Consider the following 19,592-nt stretch of genomic DNA (forward strand, 5'->3'; position numbering starts at 1 on the left):
ATTATCTATCCTCACTTTCCCATTTATCTAACACTTTGAAATAAAAGAAACTTACTGAAATCAAGAATATTAAAAGTAATATTGTAATAGATGATGCAGTACCTAATTGCATCAAGCCCCAACCAGTTTTATAAGCATATATAGGTAAGGTTGTCGTTGCACCACTTGGGCCTCCACCAGTTATTAAGAATAGTAATTCAAAGTTATTAAAGACCCATATTGTTCTTAATACAATTAATAATCCAATGACACTTCGAATATGTCTTAAAGTAATATTCGTAAATGATTGCCACGCGTTAGCACCATCCATAACAGCAGCTTCGTATTGTTCATTTGGAATTGTTTTTAATGCTGAAAGAATGTTAACCATAAACAACGGAGCGCCAAACCAAATATTTATAAACACGACTGTTCCAAATACAAGTGTGTTGTTAGATAAGAAATCTACATTTGCACTTGTTATTCCAATCGTTGTTAATAAATTTGGTATAACACCTGAAACATCATTTAATAACCATTTCCATGAAAAGCCAATAACAATAGTAGGAAATGCCCAAGGTATGATGAGTAAAACTCTAAATAACCCAGAGAATTTTGGTAGTTTATTGAGCGTTAATGCAGCAATAAATCCAACTACTACTTGTCCCATTATTGACAAGACTGTCCATTTTACTGAAATCCATAATGCTTCATAAAATTCTTTTGAACTTAGTACAAATTTAAAGTTTTCAAATCCAACCATATCGTAATCCGACTTAATCAAGTTCTTAGATGTAAAACTAAAATATATACTTGAAAAAATAGGGTAGATTAGTAACAATACAACAATCAATAATGAAGGTAGAATAAATAACATACCTACTTTATCCATCTTTTTAAAATTTTCTTTTAATTGATACATTTTCTTCACCTACCTATTCATAATTTCAAACTGTCTATTCAACTTTTCCTCAGCTTTCTTTGCGGCATCTTCAGTACTAATATCCGTAGTAACGATTTCTTGGAACATTTCCTCAATAATATTTTGAGTAGTTAGTATACTTGCCTCTATATTCGGTCCATCTTCCATACCAATCGCTGTTCCTTGTGAAATTTGTTTTTCTATCATGTCAATTTCTGGTTTGAATCGTTTTATAGTTGGGTTTTCTTGATATTTCGGCTTATCAGAAATACCTTTTAGTACAGGTAACATACCTCCAGGTGTTGAAAGTAAGAAATCTACATAATCATCTTCACTATATAGTTCTTTTAAAAACGCCCTCGAGATATCTTTATGTTTACTCTGTTTCCATAAAACTATTGGTACATTTGTAGTTTCAATACCTTTGTCCTTATCAGAAGCCTTTTCTTTTGGTATTGGTGCAGCGCTTATTTTATTTAGTAAATCTCGTGAATTAGTTTCAACTCCTGATATTTGGAACCCACTATTAAAATCAAACGCTGTTTTCCCTTGATAGAATAAATTAGCTTGGTCAAGCACTTTAAAATTAAGAGATCCCTTAGGAGAGTTTTTATGATATCTACCAATCCAATAATTAATGCCATCTATTGCTACTTCATTTGTTAAGTCTGCTTTTCCATTTTCAACTAATTTTTCATGATGGGATCTAACATAAAAATTTAAAAATCTACTAGCCATCATGTCTCCTGTACCCATAGGAACAGAAACGCCAAATGTTCCTTTTTTCGAAACCTTATCTGTTACCCTTTTAAAGTCATCCCATGTTTCAGGTACTTCTTCATTTACTTCATTAAGTAAATCTTTTCTATACCACATAACTTGCGCATGTGAATATAAAGGTAAGGAGTAATGCTTTCCATCTTTTTCTCCTTCTTTCAATGGTCCATGATAAAATTTGTCTTCACCAATATCACTAACTACACTATCAACATCTGATAAGACATCTGCATCTATCATGAGTGAAACGTCATTTGGCATAGCTGTAGAAATGTCTGGTACTTGCCCCGCTTGGACCCCTGTTGTCCATTTTGTATGAAATTCTGGCCACGCAAAAGTTTCAATTTTTATATTCACCTTTGGATGTTTTTTCATAAAAGCTTTAGCTTTTTTCTCTATATATTCTTTCCTAGGTCCTTGTGTAAATGAATGCCAAAAAGTGATTTCACCCTCTAATTCATTTGATGTTTTATTAGAAGTCTCAGAATCATCTTTTTGACCACAAGAAGTTAAAATAAGTATAGAAGCTAGTAATAAATAAATAATTTTACTTTTCATGGACTCCCTCCTATGTAGTAAGCGCTTACAAAATAGTATATATAATTATCGATATGAAAAATAGCACATAAAACAACGAAAACTAGCATAAACCAATTATTATGCTAGTTTCTATAGTTTCTATACGCCCTTGGTGATAACCCATAGACATATTTAAATTGTCTAGTAAAATAATTTGCGTCTTCATAACCTACTTGAAGAGCAATTTCATTTATTTTCAAATTCGTATGTAATAACAATTCAGCTGCTGATGTCATCTTGTATTCATAAATATAAGTTCTAGGAGATTTACCTGTAAAACTTTTAAATAATAACCTAAACTGAGATTCACTCAAATCAACCATACTTGCTAATGTAGCAATATGATGCGCAGTACTTAAATTATTTTTTATATATTCTATAGTTTGAATAATTCTTCTATCATTATTATGGTTAGTTTCTAATTGAGGAACTACCTTTTGAGTTATAACTGTATCTTTCAAATGTGATTTTATTGTTCCAATTAAATAATATAATTGTCCTAAAAGCTTATAATTCTGCCCTACTTCATCTCTAATAAATAAATCATTCATGTTTACAAATAAATTACCACAAAGTTTTCTTATAGTGGCGTCATCAAAACGAATATGATTAGGAAGATCAATCATTAATAATTTTTGTAGTTCTCCATATTTATGTATATCTGCTCTAAATCTTAAACTAATAAATTCTATATTTGAGTCCATAGCCTCACTTACTAAAGTAGCATTTTGAGGTATACATAGAATATCGCCTTCTTGCACTCGATAGTTTTCACCATTTATCGTAAATTCACCAGAACCTTTAATAATATAACGAATGATTGAAAATAATACGCCACCATCATAATCGCTCCAACCTTGTAAAAACCTATATTTATTTATATATAAAAACTGTAGTGTGTATAAGTTTTCCAAAATCATCCCCCCCAAAATTAATATATTTTGTTATAAATAAGGAAATAAGCTATTCGTTAAAATTAATATAAACTTACCTTTTTCAGGAAACGCACAAAAAATGAAGCGTATATCTTTATATAGATAAAACGCTTTATCATATTATTTTCTTGAACTTCTTTATATCTACTTAGAGAATAAATTACTATTCAGCATACTCATTTTCAAACATTCTTAACTCTATTTTTATTGTTTCATAATCTCTTTGAGCATCTTGCCATGCTTTAGAATTACTACTGTCACTAAATTCTTCAATATTATCTAAAATCTCATCTCTATTATCTTTGAGTTTCTCTAGTTGTAATAAAATTTCTTCTTCATCATTATTTGTGACTTGGTTATTTAACTCATCTAAGGCGCTATCCCAGTTGTCCACCATATATTTAGCTTTAAATAAATACTCATCCTGTTCAGTATAGTCACTAGCACTGAAAGCTGTACTTAAAATTTTTCCTATTCCACCTGCATAATTTACAGCTTTTTGAGTAAACTTCTGTGATGCTTTACCATTGTCACTTACACTATTTTTCATATTATCTAATGAAGTTTGATCAATTTGAAATGTATTTTCAATCGATAAAACCTTGTTTCCCTGTATATTAATCAAAATAGTAAAAGTGTTATTAGGATTATCATCATAAACTAATTGAGTATCAGTTTCTACTGTGGGTTCGCCATGAAATTGTTTGAAGTCATCAACTGATACTCTTTCTGGTAAAACGTACACGCTTGATATTGTGTCATCTATACCATAATAAATACCTATATCTCCAAATTTTTCAACATCCCCAATATCCATATCAATACTATCTGTCGAATCTCCAAAATTTTGTTTCACTTCATATTTTGACATTCCAAGCTTAAATCCTTGATAACCACCAGTATTATCGGAATTCATAAATTTTTCACTGAACTGGTCTGATAGCACATTAATCTCTATTTGTGTATAACCTTGAGATTTATTATTACTTTGAGAAGTATCGCTAGAATCGTTTCCTAATAAAATATTTTTGTAAAAAAGATATCCTGTAAATAATAAGGCTAATATTAATATAATTATTATAACTACTGAGGAGATAACCATCCAAATTTTAGATTTTTTTTGTTTTTTTATATTTACTTTTTCATTGCCCTGTTGATTAACCACTTTTTTTATATGTTCACTATTTGTTTTTTCGTTTTTTCCAATTAATTTTGTACCACACTCATTACAAAATTGTTGATTTTGTTCTATTTTATTACCACAGTTTGGGCAATATTTCATTATTCTTTTTCTCCCTTCGTTTCGTACATAGCTGCTTGAAGGATATTTACTTGTCTCAATCCAGCTTTCATTAATATAAATACTAGCAACCAAACTACAAATATTAATAATAAATATTTAATAAAATAGTTTTCTCCTATTGAAAATGATGTATCCCAAATTCCATGTAAAATTACTGCTGACAAAAAGAAAAATAAAAATCTCTTGTCCATTATGCTATTAAATTCAAAATTTTTATCTCCTTTAGCTATGACAATAGCTGCACCTACAATAGCTGACCATACTAAATGCCCACCAATAGCACTCCAAGCTCTTAAAATTACCATTTCAATTATTGTCGCTTCAAAATTAGTCGAATAAGTTAATATATAACCGGCAGATTCAAAAACAGCAAAACCGGCGCCAATTGCTCCTCCAATTAGTAATCCGTTCAAAATTTTATTAGTTTTATATTTATTAACAAAATAAACAATAATAAGTGCTTTTCCTGTTTCTTCTACTAATCCGACTAACCCAGCATCAATTACAGTCATTGATCCATAAAAGTAATAGTCATCGCTAAATGTAATAAAACTATATAGAACAGTAGTACTTATAAGAGACAAGACTCCACCTATAAAAAACATCTTTAATACTTCAAATAGGCTTATATTTTTAAATGCGTTTGATTCATAAAAAAAGAATAATCCAGCTAAGGGAACAGTTAATGCTCCTATAAATATTAATCCAGGAATCGCTTTCTCATTTTCAAAAAAGCTTCCTAGAACCCATAAAGCTATAAATACCAAAGCAAATGCTAAAAATACTCTAGCAAAGACCCAGGGTTTCCCCCATTCTTCTGAAACTTCATCTAATGAAGGTGTAGTATTTTTAGTTCCAGCTATAAAGACTTCATCTGATTCATCTTTTGTATGTGGTTTAAAAACCTCTGAAAACATATCTCTTAAATTTAAATTTAAACTTTCTTCACTGCCAGCAAGTCTACCAATTGATTTTGTAGTACTATCAAATATATTTTTAGCTTCTGATTTTAAGTTGATATTGTCTGCTACTTTTTTTTCTTTATTACCTTCACTCCCAATAAAATTCTCTTCTTCATCAATATTAGAAAATACAGTTTTCTGACTATTATCATTTCCATTTAGGTTATGACCACATCCAGTACAAAATTTATCACCAACCTCTATACTTGTATTACACATTGGACAAGCATTCTCATTTTGAATAATATTTTCACTCTTTATAGAAGTTTCTTCTAAGTTAGTTCCACAATTTATACAAAATTTATCATTTTCCCCAACTGCAACACTACAATTCGCACATATCATATATTTTCCCTACCTTCTCCTCAAAATATTACTAATTATAATAATATTTTAATATGTAAAACAAAAAAACGCTATATTATTTTTTAAAACTAAAATTAAAATATACAAAATGTAATATTTAATCAAAACATTAATATACAATTTAAATAAAAGAACATAAAATTTTGTATGTATTTCAGAAATTATATTAAATCAAATAACAAGTACTATTCAAATTATGTTGGTCTAGTTAAAAATATTAATATATAAACCAAAAGATAAAAGAAGTGCTTATTAGCCTTGCACAACTATATAAAAATGCCACTAGTCTCAAATAAACTAGTAGCTTAAATTAACAACTTAATTATTTAATGAATTTTATTCAACTCCTTCTATTAATGGTTTAAATTATTTATTGTTAGTCATTTTGAGTTGATTATTTCTTTATTACTAATATCATAGTTATTGCTTTCCAATCTTTCTTATTCGTGCCACCTTTACCTCATTATAAGTAATACCAAACTTTGCAATGAACATCTTAAATTTCATACCCTTTTTATTTTAAATGCTTGATTTCTGTCAGATAAATAATGTCATCTATAAATTAATTATTCACACTCACTATAAAATTTTTTTATAGCTAGTTAAAAAAAATGAATTTCAATCATTATTATCAAAATGGTAAGTTTACAATAAGAAAATCCTTTCAAGGAGGAATATCAAAATGGATTATAAATTAAAAATAAATAACGAAGTAAAGAAGATTGAACTAGAATTATTTAAGCTAAACGACTTTATACACGACAACCCTGAACTTGGTAATCAAGAATATAAAGCTGTCGATAAAATAACTACAATGTTATCAAATCATGGATTTTCTATTAGTAGAAACATTGCAAATTTATCAACAGCTTTTATCGCAAAATATAGTAATAACGACAAAGATTCAAAGTATCATTTAACAATAGGGCTTATTTGCGAATATGATGCTTTACAGGATTTAGGACATGCTTGTGGACATAATTTACAAGCCCCATCTATAGTTGGAGCTGCTATAGCAATTGCAAAAGCATGTGAAGATTTAAGTTTCACAATTAAAGTGATTGGTACGCCTGCAGAAGAAACAACAAGTGGTAAGTTACCTATGCAAAAGGAAGGTGTATTCAAAAATTTAGATTTAGCTTTAATGATGCACGCAGGGGATAGAACCACAGTAGATACCAAATCGCTTGCTATCAATAAATTAGACTTTGAATTTCAAGGTACACCTTCTCATGCAGCGGTGGCTCCCGAACTCGGGAGAAGTGCATTAGACGGTGTTATGATGCTCTTTAATGGAATTGAATACTTAAGAGAGCACGTCAGTAATGATGTGAGAATGCACGGTATTATCACAAATGGAGGCCAAGCCGTTAATATAGTTCCAGAATATGCCACTGCTCAATTTTCTATTAGAGCAAAGAAACGAAGTAATTTAAATAATGTTCTAAAAAGAGTTTATAAAGTAGCCAAAGGTGCAGCTTTATCTACAGAAACTGAAGTGAAAATTAATACATTAAAGCAAATGGAAAGTAAAATTAATGTTCAAACATTAAATGATGTAATTTTAAAAAATGCTGAAGTGGCTGGGGCAAAACAAATAACGCCACCAAGAAAAAAGACAGGATCTACAGATTTTAGTTTAGTAACACATGATGTACCAGGAGCGTGTTTAAGAACAGCTTTTGTCCCATACAACACTCCTAATCATACTAAAAAATGGGTTGAAGCTGGCAAAACAACAGAAGCTTATGAAGCTATTCAAGTAGCTAGCAAATCTTTAAGTTATACGATTTTTGAATTCTTAACTAATTCCGATTTACGTTCAAAAATATTAACTGAATTTGAAGAAGCAAACAAAGACATCTAACAATAACTGGGGGTATTTTCATGAAAAAAAAGGGAGAAAAAAGTTTTCCTGATGCAATAATCATTATATTTGTGATGTCTATCATTGCAGCTATTCTAACTTATATTTTACCATCTGGTGAATATAAGAGAAAAACAATTGATGGAATAAATGAAATATTACCTAATTCATTTCATCCAACTGAAAAAAATCCAACAAGCTTAATGGATTTTTTCACAGCCATCCCTCAAGGGTTGATTGAAGGTGCTGATATCGTATTTTTGGTATTGATTATAGGTGGAGCTATTGCAATTATTGATTCTACTGGTGCTACTTATAGCGGTATTAACGCTTTAGTAGCCAAAACAAAAGGTAGAAAATATTTATTAATTATCAGCATTGCATTATTATTTGGGGTTATGCACCAAGTCGGAATCTCAGGAAATACTGTCATTGCATTTATTCCAGTTGGCATTATGTTAGCTAGGGCGATGGAATTAGATGCTATCGTTGGAGTATCTATTGTTTATCTTGGTAATTTTGCTGGGGGAGCAGTTGGGACTTTTGATCCAGCAATCATGGGAGTTGCACAAAAAATAGCTCGTGTTCCTTTATTTTCTGGAGCATGGTTTAGAATAATTATTTTTGGTGTATTGATTATTGTTACAATTTTGTATATTTGTCGATACGTTAAAAAAAATTAGTAACGACCCTTCGAAAAGTATATTGAAAGATAATCCTTTCCCTATAGAAGAAGAAGTGAATGTCACTCAATCGTATGAAAATTTCAATAATAAACATAAATTTATAATTTTTATTTTCATCCTAGCTATTGGTGTGTTTTTATTTGGAGTTTTTACGTATGAATGGTCAGTTAATGAACTTTCTGGAATTTTCATTATATCCTCCATAGTGATAGCGTTAATCAACAAAATTAAACCTAATGATTTCATTAAAATTTTTATGACTGGCGTTAGAAAATTAGCTTATGGTGCAATTATCATTGGGGTTGCTAGATCTATTATTGTTATATTTGATAATGCTAATATATTAGATACTATAACTCATGCAGCCACTATACACATGCAAGAATTACCTATAACAATTGGAGCTTTGTCAATGTTTGCATTTAATTGGTTATTTAATATATTAGTAAGCTCTGGAAGTGGTCAAACTTCTATTGTAATGCCTATCATGAGTCCAATTGGTGATATGATAGGTATTACAAGACAAACTACAGTATTAGCATTTAAACTCGGAGATGGTATCACAAACATTATTACACCATTTTCAGGAGTACTTATGTCCGTCTTAGCAATTGGGGGTATACCATGGACTAAATGGTTAAAATTCGCTTTTCCTTTAGTTTTATGGTGGAGTTTAGTAGGTATTATATTCTTAATAATTGCAGTATTTATAAATTATGGCCCTTGATTAAAGTATTTTTTACAAAACTCAATAAATTCATGGACATGGCTATTTTCTTTTATAGTTTCTCGATAAAATAGCCATGTTTTTCTATATATATAGTTTTTATTTTCATCCTTTAAATCATATTGATAGAATTTTTCGTTTTTTTCAATACAGGAATTAGGAATAATTGAATAACCTATGCCCTCTTTCACTAATTCTTTACATAGTTCTACTTTATCTGATTCTATAACAGTTAAAGCTTCAACGTTATATCTATTTTGCCACCAATCATTTATTAATTTTGTGATAGAATTTTCTAACTCTATATACGCTTTATAATTCCTTTTAGGTTTATAATTAATTCTTGGTTTTTTTGGCAAAGTATCTAAATTAATAGGCATACTACTAATTAATGTAATAGGATCCTTTTTTAAAAATATACTTTCTCCGTACCATTGGTAATCTCCAGTAACAATAGCAATATCAAGTTCATTATATTCTAATTTTTGCATAATTTCTGCACTCCAACCACTTTCTACACTCATACTTATAGTTGAATCTAAAGACGAAAACCTCTTCAAAATACCCGGTAAATTATAGAGAATAAAATTATTGTTAACACCTAATTTAAAACTATCAGGCACAAAAGCTTTAATTTCATTTATGCTATTTTTTAAGTTTTGAATATCGTGCAAGATTTTATTAGAAAATTGAACTAAATATTCGCCTTCAGGTGTGAATTTAATTGTTTTACCAAATTTATTTGTTAGATTAATGCCAAACTCTTCTTCAATTTTCTTCACTCTATATGTTAAAGCGGGTTGAGAAATAAATAACTTTTCAGCTACCCTTGTTAAATTCTTTTCATAATAAAGTAAAGATAATATTTTATAATCTTCTTCTTTCACGCATTACACCTTCTTATTTAATTTGGTTAATCTTCTACTGCATTTCATAAAAAATATTTAAATTACAACTATTATCATTATTAATAAAATAGATATATTTAGGTTACTAAATAAACTAGTAGCTTTAATTAACAACTTAATTATTTAATAAACAAACTTAAAATCATTACAACAGCAAATCCTACGAAACCTACAATTGTTTCCATAACTGTCCATGTTTTAAGGGTTTGTTTTTCTGTCATTCCGAAGAATCTATTTACTAACCAGAACCCTGAGTCATTCACATGTGAAACGGCTGTAGATCCTGCTGCGATAGAAATTGTAATTAATCCTAATACTGGTTGTGACACTGACATATCGGCTATGATAGGTGATACTAATCCTGCTCCTGTAACCATTGCGACTGTTGCTGAACCTTGTGCTACACGAACAAATAACGCTATTAGAAATGCGACCATTACGATTGGTAAGTTAGATTGTGCCATAAACTCACCCATCACCTTACCTACGCCACTGTCTATTAACGTTTGTTTGAACACTCCACCTGCACCAGTAATTAAAATGATAATACCGGCTGGTTCTAAAGCTTTAGTTGCAATCTCCTGAATATCGCTTTTAGTGTAACCTCTTCTAGTTCCTAATAACCAAAATGTTAAAAGTACTGTAATAATTAAAGCGATAAATGGATGTCCAATAAACGTTAGAATATCCTTAGCAAGACCGTTCGGTAAGACTACCCCCGACACAGTGTTAATGAGTATTAGTATTAGCGGAATTAAGATTAGACTTACTACTAAAGCAAAGCTAGGTAAGTCTTTTTCTGATTTTATATCTTTTACTTCTCCATGTAATTTAGCGATATCTGGCATATCTAAGTGTACTTTTTTACTTATAAATGTTCCAAAAATAGGACCCGCTAAAATCATAGCAGGAATACCGGCTATAATACCAAATAGAATAACCCACCCCAAATCTACTCCTAGCATTTTTGCTACCGTTATAGGACCAGGTGTTGGAGGTACGAATGCATGTGTAACTGCCAACCCAGCTAATAAAGGGATACCATAGAATAAAATTGGCTTTTTAGCTTTCTGGGCTAAACTATAAACGATAGGAATTAATATCACTAATGCCACATCTAAAAATACCGGAATGGAAACTATGAAACCTGTTATACCTAGTGCCCATTGTGCTTTATTATCTCCAAATTTATTAACCATCGTTAAAGCTAACCTTTCTGCACCACCAGAGACTTTTAATACTTCTCCGAACATAGCGCCGAGGCCAACTACTACAGCTATAAAGCCTAATGTTCCTCCCATTCCTTCTTCAACAGTTTCTACAATTTTGTTCAAGTTCATACCTGAAGCTAGTCCAATAAGAATACTAGAAATTAAAAGAGCAACAAACGCCTGCATTTTTGAGACCATTACTAAATATAGTAATAATCCTATACCTAGTATTGTGATTAATATCAACCATAAATCACCATTCATTTTACCCCTCCTCATTTATGCTATTTCTTTTTATAAATGATTATCCCCATCTTTTATTGTTTATTTTTATATAGAAATAAGAGGCTGGGACATAAATACATGTCTCAGCCTCTTTTATTATAATGGCAGTAGCTGACTGGATTGAAAATGCGCTTATATCAAGCTTTTTCCAATCCTAGTCATCCTTGCCGGGGTGGGACTACGAAATCTATTTATTAAAATGAGATTTCTGTCCCACTCCCTTAAAATAAAAATTTAATAATTTTTAGCTTGTTCAACTGTATATAATCTATTTACTTTGCTTAAATTTTATTCAACTTCACCTGTTGATGGGTTAAATTGTTTAATTGATTGTTTTCTTAGCTGATCTTTTTCTTCGTCGCTAATATCATAGTTGTTGTTATACAATGTTGCTTCAAAGCTTCCATACATAGGATTTGGGAATATAATGTATTTCTTACCGAAATCATCTTTATGTTCTTGAATGAATTTTTCACGTTCTTTAGCAGTTGGTTTTTCAGGGTCACCGAAGTCTAAAATGTTATCTCCAAATAACATCACAAGTTTATGATCTTTTTCCACTTGTTTTCTACGTGGTTCTTTACTCTTATCATCTTTGCCTTTTAACATGATATGATCATCAGTTGCTTGTGGAATACCTTGTTCTTTTAAGTTTCTTTTAGTTGCTTCGAAGTCTTTATCTTCATCTCTGTCAGTTATGTAGTAAATGTCTACACCTTTTTTATCTGCATATTCTAAGAAAGATTTAGCACCGTATACTGGTTTTGCTTTTGCTGCTTCTATCCATTCATGCCAACCTTCTGGATGCTCTTTGTTGTTTAATGTCGCATATCCTTGATAAGGCGAATTATCTAAAACTGTTTCATCTAAATCAAGTGCGATAGCAAGTTTTTCTTTCCCATCATTCTTCTTAATTTCTTTATCCAGTTGCACTTTAGCACTATTGTACCCCTGTAAATATAGAGCTTTAGCTTCTACTGAATTTTGATACCATGAAACAGCCATGATATTCTCAGAACCAAGATCGGTTTGTTGCTGCTGTTTCTCCTGTTTCATCGTTGGTGCACCTGATCCGCTTGCATTCGCTACAGGTGAGTATGTAGAGAGTGGTGCTGAAACTGTGAAAGCTCCCGTTAATAAAGCCGTTACAACATATTTCGAAAACTTATTCATGTGCTCACTCCTTTAAAATTTAATTTCCAATACAATTTAAATGATATAACAAATTAAACGAAATGTGAATAGTTACAATATTGTGAATTATATAATTTTCAGTTATTTAACATGAATGATTATTTAATTTTTTAAAGAACTTAAATATAAAGAAGTTTTTTTACACTGAAACCTTTATACTGTATTTAATATCTTTGATTGGGGGTTATGTTGTGAAGCGCACGAATTTACAAACATATATCATGACAATGTGTGGTGCGGGTTTATGGGGAACTATTGGATTATTTGTTAATCCTTTATACAAAGAAGGGTTTACTGCATGGGAAGTCGTGGCTATTCGAGGTGTATTCACATTTGTGTTTTTGTTTATTTTTATGTTGATACGATATCCTCATCTCTTAAAAACAAATTTAAAAGATCATATTAACTTTGCATGTGCAGGTATTTTAAGTACAGCGTTGTTTAATTATTTTTACTTTGAAGTTTTTTCTCAATCAACACTTTCTTTAGCGGTCACACTTTTATATACAGGGCCAATTTTTGTCACGATTTTAAGTAGAATATTTTTCAAAGAAGCATTTACTATTAAAAAGATATTAGCATTAATCATAGCTGTCTTTGGTTGTAGCTTCGTTGTTGGATTTTTACCAAGTGGTGATATAGAAGTTTCTATAAGTGTACTCATACTTGGATTGTTATCAGGGTTTTGTTTCGCACTGTACACTACTTTCAGCAAACCTATCACACGTAAATATTCAGCATTAACAATCACAACTTATAATTTCTTATATACTGCTATTTTCATGCTTATCTTTAGTGATATCACAACAAAAGCCAATCAATTTACTAAAATAGAAGTACTAACTCCGTCAATAGCATTGTCACTAATCGCTACTGTTCTAGCATACCTATTATATACATCTGGTCTAAAAAACCTAGAAGCAAGCACAGCCTCCATTTTATCAACGATGGAACCAATTATAGCGATACTATCTGGCGTAATTTTCTTAGGTGATGTATTAAATATATGGCAAATTATAGGTATATTATTAGTTATCACCTCAGCAGCAATCATAGGTAATTTAAACTTAAAAATAAGACGAAAAAACTCAAAAAATAAAGTAATATGAAATAAGGGTTAAGACAAAAATAAATGTCTTAGCCCTTTACTTATTGAATTAACTTCAACGTTGACTCACGTAACACAACCCTTGATGCTTACGCTATTTCATTGCCTATTTCCCATCTTTCATATCTTTCAGCATTTCTTCGGTTGTAATTTTTGCGCTTGTAAGTACGATTGGTACGCCAGCGCCTGGGTGTACGCTTGCGCCTGCGAAGTATAAGTTAGCATATTCTCTACTTACATTGGGTGGTCTATAATAATTACTTTATGCCAATGTTGGCATTAAACCGAATGCTGATCCGAATTTAGCATTGTATTTATCTTTGAAATCTTCTGGCGTAAATATCATTTCTGTCACTATATGTTCTTCTATGCTGTTTAATGATTTTACAGTTGATAACTTTTTATAAATGATATTTTTCACTTGTTCGATGGATTTCTCATCTGACCAATCGACTTTCCCCGTTTTTAATTCTGAAACAGGCATTAATACATATACACCTGTTTTTCCTTCTGGTGCTAATGTTTCATCTTCTACGCTAGGAGCATATACGTAAATGGATGGATCTTCTGATAGTTCCCCTTCGAAAATCTCTTCAATGTTATTGCTAAAATCTTCTGAGAAAACAATATTATGTATCAAAAGTTCATCTGTTAAGTCTTTGTCTAAACCTAAATACATTAAAAATGCTGAACAGGAATATTCCATATTATTAATTTTTTCAGTAGTATATTTTTTAGGCTGGTTTTCTTTTTTTATTAATTCTGATTTAGCATAAGGAAAATCTGCCGTGCATAATATTTTGTCATATTTTTCAATTTTACCATTTATTTTTAGACCTTCCGCACGCTTAAACCTTTGATCAATTATGATTTCATCAACGCTTGAATTCGTATAAATTTGAGTGCCTAATTCTCGATTTAACTGTTCAAGTGCATTTACAAAACTATACATGCCACCTTTGATAAAGTGAACTCCAAACATAAGCTCAATCATAGGTATAATTGAATATAAAGAGGGGCTACGTTTTGGATCTATACCAATATACAACGTTTGAAATGCTAATAACTTTTGAATTTTTTCATTATCTACATATTTTGCAATAAGCTTATCAGCAGTATCGAGTGTTTTTAATTTCGAGCCTTGGTACAAAGTAAATGGATTATAGAAATCTGTTGGCTTTCTAAAAGCACGCTCCAAAAAGTATTTTCGAGCAATTTCGTATCTTTTGTATATGTCAGTTAGAAAAGACATGAAGCCATGTGTGGAACCAGGTTCAATACCTTCTAACATGTCTTTTAGTTGAGCTAAATCCGTCGGAACTCTTACTTTATCATCCTCACTAAAATAGACATCATAAATGAAAGGTAACTGTTTAATTTCTAAGTATTCATCCATGTCTCTATTTGCGTAACTGAATACATCACGATATATTTCAGGCATCATGACAATAGTTGGACCCATATCAAACGTAAATCCATCTTGTTTGATTTGGTTCATTCTACCACCAACTTGCTCTCCTTTTTCATATAGATCAACTTGATGTCCGTTTGCAGATAACCTTGCTGCAGCAGCCAAGCCTGAAACGCCTCCACCTACAATTCCAATCTTCATGGTGTTCCCCTCCTTTTATATTTTGACATAATTTCATTATATATTGATATCTTTCTCACTTTATTTACATAAACTTTTGTATGCAAAGTGTAATTCGATTTTCTTACTTCTTCTAAAATTTCAAAATAAGCACGAGCAGCCAATTCAATAATATATTGGACATCTTCATCAAAATCTTTAATTCTATTCAAAGCTTTTTCATACAGTAGACGTGCTTCATAAGCATAACTCTCCCATAGATTGATATAGGATTTTGTAACACCATGTTGATAAATGTCTGATAGTTTTATTTCATATTGATTTAACTTCTCTTCACTTATATAAACTCGATTTTCTTTAAAATCTTCCCCAACATCTCTTAATATATTAGTGATTTGCATTGTTTTACCTAAATCAATACCAGCTTCTCTTGCTGATGAATAATTACTATGATTTTTCGAAGCTAATATAGGTATCAATAGTTCTCCAACTGTACCCGCAACACCGTAGCAATAATTAAAGAACTGGTCTTCCGTCTTAATTTGACGTAATTCTAAATCATTTTTAACATATTGGATTAATGTTAAGAGAGGTTGATGTGGTATAGCATAATGTTTCAGTGTGTCTTTAAATGCTCTCATAATAGCAACATTACTTTCAAAATCTTTAGATTCATCGTTATAAATAGCATCTAAATCGGATTCTATTTTTAATAACTGGTTTAAGTCTTGATCTCTATCAATACTATCGTCTATGATGCGACAAACCGCATAAACAGTCCAAACTGCTCTTTTTTTATCTATTTTTAAAAAATCAAAAGCATAAGAAAAAGTTTTTGAGTGGGTCTTCATAATGTTATGACAATAATTATAGTCTTTATCTAACTGTTTCATTCCTTCTCACCCCTAGATTCCAATTTAGCATTCAAATCTATTTTTCTATCTTTCCATTTAACTGTTTTAAACACATGTATATCCATCCATGATTTTGCGTGAATGATGACAAAGCATAATGAAAAAACAGGATGTAATAGTGATATTACTTTATTAAAATTCCCTACTCTTTTAATTAAAATTAGAAATTGTAACGCGTAACTTCCATACATTATTAACGATATTATCAGAGCTTTCATACTTTTCTTTAACCCAAATATTATGAGTAAGACAGATGTAATTGATCCAAATAACCAACTCATCGTCATAAACATCACACTTCGTTTCGTGATAGATGAACCTGAAGCAAAATGTTTAGACCATCCATTGACTAAGCTTGATAATCCTTCTGGATACATTCTAAAGTTAACGATATTTGCTCCTTCATATATTTCCACAGGTAAGCCTAACTTGTCATAAGCTTTGCTAATTGCAAAACCTTCTATAATAGCTCCTTGTACGTTGAGATGGCCTTCAGTTGTTAAATAATCTTGTTTATTTGTAAATACAACTGGTCCAAAAGCTCCTATATTTTTATTGTTGTGATGCTTATATGAAAATGCGTTCATACCGACTAATGTAAATAAATTAAAAATAGCTGATAAATTTTCATATTTATTCTTAATCATATGGTATGGCTGAATAGATAATAGGCCTTTACATGACTGCTTCTCATATTGTCCGTATATACGTGACAAACTTTCTTTTGCTGTCAATTCAATGTCAGCATCTATAAAAAGTAAAAATGAATGACTAGCTTGTAATGCTCCTTGCCAACATGCATTAGATTTACCTTTATATTTAGAGTGCCCGCTCACTTTTATTGCCTTGGCACCACATGCTTCAGCGACTCCAAGAGTATCATCAGTAGAGTCATCATCAACGACTATTACTTCAGTCTTTGTATTGTTTGCATTGATAGATTTTAATAACTTCGGAAGATTAGATTGTTCATTTCGAGCAGGTATAATAATACTAATTGGCGGTGTTTCTGCTGTCATTTGGTTAACATCAATCAATCTTCTGTAAAGGAACATAAACTTGCCGCTAATCATCGACCAAATAACAATCATTAATGAAATAAAATAGTTTATTCCGATCATTTAATCACTGCTTTCTTTCTTTTGAATCAGCATATCTGCAACTTGCATTCCACTTAAAGTAACCATTGGCATACCTGCTCCAGCGTTAACTGTTCCACCAACAAAGTATAAATTATTAACGTATTTACTATGTTTAGGAAATTTAAAACCTTTATTTTTCTTACGATCAGATACTACTCCGTATATAGCCCCTTTATGCGAACCGTACGTTGAAGCAATTCTATTGGGCGTCCAGATATCTTCATATACGACATGTTTCCTTAAATCTGTTAAACCCATATTTTCTAACTTATCCAGAATTAACTCATAGAATGCTTTGTATTGTGCTTCAGTAAAAGGTTTATCTTGTATATAAGGTATATGCGGTAAAATTTTTATATTTTCGTACCCATTAGTTGCTTGAGTAGCGTCCGTTTTATTAGGATTTACAACATAAATCGTTGGATCTTGAGGTAATTGATATTTATGAAAAACTTCGTCATAGTTCCTTTTAGAATTCGATGAAAAGAAAAAGTTATGATGCTTTAATTGAGGATACAGTTTATTCACGCCTAAATGGATAACATAACCTGAGCTAGCAGGTTCGTACTTTTTTTCTAATTTATCTATTTTGTTTTGTTCGAAATTTAATAATTTTTGGTATAAAGGCAATACTCCATATTTGAAATAAAGTAATCAGCATAAATTGTTGGACCGTTTTCTAAAGTGATAGATTCAATATCTTTAGAATCATTCAAATGCATATCAATCACTTTCTCTCCTAAATGAATATTCACGCCTGATTCTTCTGCAAGTTGTTTCATCGCATCTGCTAATTTGTGAATACCACCTTCTACGTACCATAAGCCTTCTTCAAACTGCATTTGAGGTAAAAGTGTTAAAACTGCTGGAGCATCATAAGAAGAAGACCCAACATATTTAATGAAATAACCAAGAATTTCTCTTAAATATTCATTAGTAACCCTCTTGTTAATGGCTTGTTGCATCGTATGAAAATAATCGAATTTCTTTAAAGCTTCAAAAGGACCATGATATTTAACAATAGAAGTTAAACTATCTAAACCCTCATTAAAGTAGCTTTTTCTGCAATATCATGAATGCTTTTCGCATAATTCATAAAATTGTTGAGTTCTTTTGCATCTTTTTCAGTTACCATTTCATTATTTTTTAAAATATCTTCTATTTGATCATAAAAATCTAAAACCGTGCCATCTGGAAAGAAATTTCTAATTTGTAAATCAAGCTTTTTAATAGTGACATAATCTTCTAAATTACGGTTACTATAATTAAAAAGTCGCTTAAATATTTTAGGCATCGTTAAAATAGAAGGCCCTAAATCAAATCCAAAGTCTTCAACATCTAAGCGATTTACTTTCCCACCAATATGATTATTTTGTTCATATAAATCTACTGTATAGCCTTCTTGAGCCATTCTAATGGCAGCAGAAATACCACCTAAGCCACCTCCAATGACAACTATATTTTTATTCATTGTGTTTCCCCTTTCTTTCAACGAACTTTTTATAATAAAACCTTTCTAATTTCGGCCTATTATAACGTTGGACAATGATAATAGGTACATTAGAAACAATTGCGTATACAATATTTATAAATTTAACTTTTCTAGATGATTTCAAGAATACTGAAGCCGGCAACATAGATAACAGATGTATAAATTCAGCCCTTCTCGTTTCTAAAATAAAATCATTGATGTACTGTTCAGATTCTAATTCTTCTATAGTCTTTTTACTTTTAATTGCGTGATTCATTTTGTGTCCATCTGGAAGTAATTTCTTCCAAGATTTCACTTTAAATAATTTTTCCCATAGCCTTCCTTCTGATTCTATTGGCCATGATTTAAATAAAAAATGATATTTTTCAAAGTAACGTTTATCTATTAAAGTACCCAATGTAGAAATAATCATTTGTACAACAAACCAGTACACAGAAATGGATAGTATTAGCCTTTTCATTATTTATTCTCCTAATGAGTTTTATATTAATTTAAAATTCGTTTGTGATTAAAAAAAGCGAGTCAGGACTTTAATCCCTCTAACTCGCTTTCATGGTGAATAACTTGGCAAGAGCTCTAATCTCTTGTTTAAATAGTACCCTATATATACTTATGTAAACTATTATTAAATAAAATTATTATTT

15 protein-coding genes and 2 pseudogenes are annotated in these 19,592 nt (G+C 30.6%); 4 read left to right on the plus strand and 13 right to left on the minus strand.

The genetic code is table 11. From position 1 onward, the window contains the following. Window position 1: 1 nt before the first annotated feature. The 5 genes from LQ615_RS06835 to LQ615_RS06855 all read right to left on the minus strand — a co-directional run bounded on the left by LQ615_RS06835 (window position 2) and on the right by LQ615_RS06855 (window position 5,802). Window positions 2–901, minus strand: coding sequence for a carbohydrate ABC transporter permease (locus LQ615_RS06835; protein ID WP_064204713.1), 900 nt, complete (start codon window positions 899–901; stop codon window positions 2–4). 9 nt (window positions 902–910) lie between these two features. Further along, on the minus strand, window positions 911–2,236 hold the full coding sequence (locus LQ615_RS06840) for an ABC transporter substrate-binding protein (protein ID WP_239703813.1): 1,326 nt from the start codon (window positions 2,234–2,236) through the stop codon (window positions 911–913). 104 nt (window positions 2,237–2,340) lie between these two features. After that, on the minus strand, window positions 2,341–3,171 hold the full coding sequence (locus tag LQ615_RS06845; RefSeq protein ID WP_017000411.1) for an AraC family transcriptional regulator: 831 nt from the start codon (window positions 3,169–3,171) through the stop codon (window positions 2,341–2,343). 184 nt (window positions 3,172–3,355) lie between these two features. Further along, on the minus strand, window positions 3,356–4,474 hold the full coding sequence (locus LQ615_RS06850; protein ID WP_239703812.1) for a zinc ribbon domain-containing protein: 1,119 nt from the start codon (window positions 4,472–4,474) through the stop codon (window positions 3,356–3,358). Further along, window positions 4,474–5,802 (minus strand): PrsW family glutamic-type intramembrane protease, encoded by a 1,329-nt coding sequence (locus LQ615_RS06855; protein ID WP_216683822.1) that lies wholly within the window; start codon window positions 5,800–5,802, stop codon window positions 4,474–4,476. The genes LQ615_RS06850 and LQ615_RS06855 overlap by 1 nt, the downstream gene beginning before the upstream one ends. A 703-nt stretch (window positions 5,803–6,505) precedes the next feature. On the opposite strand from LQ615_RS06855, the gene LQ615_RS06860 reads away from it, so the two are divergent. The 3 genes from LQ615_RS06860 to LQ615_RS13475 are packed head-to-tail and all read left to right on the plus strand — an operon-like array spanning window position 6,506 to window position 9,103. After that, complete coding sequence (locus tag LQ615_RS06860) at window positions 6,506–7,690, plus strand: M20 family metallopeptidase (protein WP_216683823.1); 1,185 nt, start codon at window positions 6,506–6,508, stop codon at window positions 7,688–7,690. A 20-nt stretch (window positions 7,691–7,710) separates the two neighbouring features. Next, a complete protein-coding gene (locus tag LQ615_RS13470) occupies window positions 7,711–8,373 on the plus strand; it encodes a hypothetical protein (RefSeq protein WP_239706298.1) in 663 nt (220 codons plus the stop codon). Continuing rightward, entirely contained in the window at window positions 8,330–9,103 is a 774-nt protein-coding gene (locus tag LQ615_RS13475) for an AbgT family transporter (RefSeq protein ID WP_239706297.1), read from the plus strand. The genes LQ615_RS13470 and LQ615_RS13475 overlap by 44 nt, the downstream gene beginning before the upstream one ends. Here the strand turns inward: LQ615_RS13475 and LQ615_RS06870 are convergent. The 3 genes from LQ615_RS06870 to LQ615_RS06880 form a co-directional block, all read right to left on the minus strand. After that, window positions 9,091–9,990 carry a LysR family transcriptional regulator gene (locus LQ615_RS06870; protein ID WP_239703811.1) on the minus strand — a complete coding sequence of 300 codons (900 nt, stop codon included), beginning with the start codon at window positions 9,988–9,990 and terminating at the stop codon, window positions 9,091–9,093. The genes LQ615_RS13475 and LQ615_RS06870 overlap by 13 nt on opposite strands. 140 nt (window positions 9,991–10,130) lie before the next feature. Next, window positions 10,131–11,486, minus strand: a complete 1,356-nt coding sequence (locus tag LQ615_RS06875) for a GntT/GntP/DsdX family permease (protein WP_239703810.1) — start codon at window positions 11,484–11,486, stop codon at window positions 10,131–10,133. Window positions 11,487–11,795: 309 nt separating this feature from the next. Then, on the minus strand, window positions 11,796–12,680 hold the full coding sequence (locus LQ615_RS06880) for a 5'-nucleotidase, lipoprotein e(P4) family (RefSeq protein WP_239703809.1): 885 nt from the start codon (window positions 12,678–12,680) through the stop codon (window positions 11,796–11,798). A gap of 212 nt (window positions 12,681–12,892) precedes the next feature. Here LQ615_RS06880 and LQ615_RS06885 point away from each other — a divergent pair, with 212 nt between their 5' ends. Then, entirely contained in the window at window positions 12,893–13,810 is a 918-nt protein-coding gene (locus tag LQ615_RS06885) for a DMT family transporter (RefSeq protein WP_239703808.1), read from the plus strand. Window positions 13,811–13,915: 105 nt separating this feature from the next. Here LQ615_RS06885 and LQ615_RS06890 read toward each other — a convergent pair. The 5 genes and pseudogenes from LQ615_RS06890 to LQ615_RS06910 all read right to left on the minus strand — a co-directional run bounded on the left by LQ615_RS06890 (window position 13,916) and on the right by LQ615_RS06910 (window position 19,408). Continuing rightward, a pseudogene (locus LQ615_RS06890) lies at window positions 13,916–15,421 on the minus strand (phytoene desaturase family protein). Continuing rightward, on the minus strand, window positions 15,418–16,293 hold the full coding sequence (locus LQ615_RS06895) for a phytoene/squalene synthase family protein (RefSeq protein ID WP_239703807.1): 876 nt from the start codon (window positions 16,291–16,293) through the stop codon (window positions 15,418–15,420). The pseudogene LQ615_RS06890 and the gene LQ615_RS06895 overlap by 4 nt, the downstream one beginning before the upstream one ends. Next, window positions 16,290–17,435 (minus strand): glycosyltransferase family 2 protein, encoded by a 1,146-nt coding sequence (locus tag LQ615_RS06900; RefSeq protein ID WP_239703806.1) that lies wholly within the window; start codon window positions 17,433–17,435, stop codon window positions 16,290–16,292. The genes LQ615_RS06895 and LQ615_RS06900 overlap by 4 nt, the downstream gene beginning before the upstream one ends. Next, window positions 17,436–18,927, minus strand: a pseudogene (locus LQ615_RS06905) (phytoene desaturase family protein). Continuing rightward, window positions 18,920–19,408, minus strand: a complete 489-nt coding sequence (locus LQ615_RS06910) for a glycosyl-4,4'-diaponeurosporenoate acyltransferase CrtO family protein (RefSeq protein ID WP_147640506.1) — start codon at window positions 19,406–19,408, stop codon at window positions 18,920–18,922. The pseudogene LQ615_RS06905 and the gene LQ615_RS06910 overlap by 8 nt, the downstream one beginning before the upstream one ends. Between the last annotated feature and the right edge of the window lie 184 nt (window positions 19,409–19,592).

Source organism: Mammaliicoccus sp. C-M13, from assembly GCF_022386845.1.
Classification (GTDB): Bacteria; Bacillota; Bacilli; order Staphylococcales; family Staphylococcaceae; genus Mammaliicoccus; species Mammaliicoccus lentus.

Coding starts and splice junctions, on each gene's coding strand:
- LQ615_RS06835 (WP_064204713.1), bottom strand. CDS start 901: ATGTATCAATTAAAAGAAAATTTTAAAAAGATGGATAAAGTAGGTATG.
- LQ615_RS06840 (WP_239703813.1), bottom strand. CDS start 2,236: ATGAAAAGTAAAATTATTTATTTATTACTAGCTTCTATACTTATTTTA.
- LQ615_RS06850 (WP_239703812.1), bottom strand. CDS start 4,474: ATGAAATATTGCCCAAACTGTGGTAATAAAATAGAACAAAATCAACAA.
- LQ615_RS06855 (WP_216683822.1), bottom strand. CDS start 5,802: ATGATATGTGCGAATTGTAGTGTTGCAGTTGGGGAAAATGATAAATTT.
- LQ615_RS06860 (WP_216683823.1), top strand. CDS start 6,506: ATGGATTATAAATTAAAAATAAATAACGAAGTAAAGAAGATTGAACTA.
- LQ615_RS13470 (WP_239706298.1), top strand. CDS start 7,711: ATGAAAAAAAAGGGAGAAAAAAGTTTTCCTGATGCAATAATCATTATA.
- LQ615_RS06875 (WP_239703810.1), bottom strand. CDS start 11,486: ATGAATGGTGATTTATGGTTGATATTAATCACAATACTAGGTATAGGA.
- LQ615_RS06880 (WP_239703809.1), bottom strand. CDS start 12,680: ATGAATAAGTTTTCGAAATATGTTGTAACGGCTTTATTAACGGGAGCT.
- LQ615_RS06895 (WP_239703807.1), bottom strand. CDS start 16,293: ATGAAACAGTTAGATAAAGACTATAATTATTGTCATAACATTATGAAG.
- LQ615_RS06900 (WP_239703806.1), bottom strand. CDS start 17,435: ATGATCGGAATAAACTATTTTATTTCATTAATGATTGTTATTTGGTCG.
- LQ615_RS06910 (WP_147640506.1), bottom strand. CDS start 19,408: ATGAAAAGGCTAATACTATCCATTTCTGTGTACTGGTTTGTTGTACAA.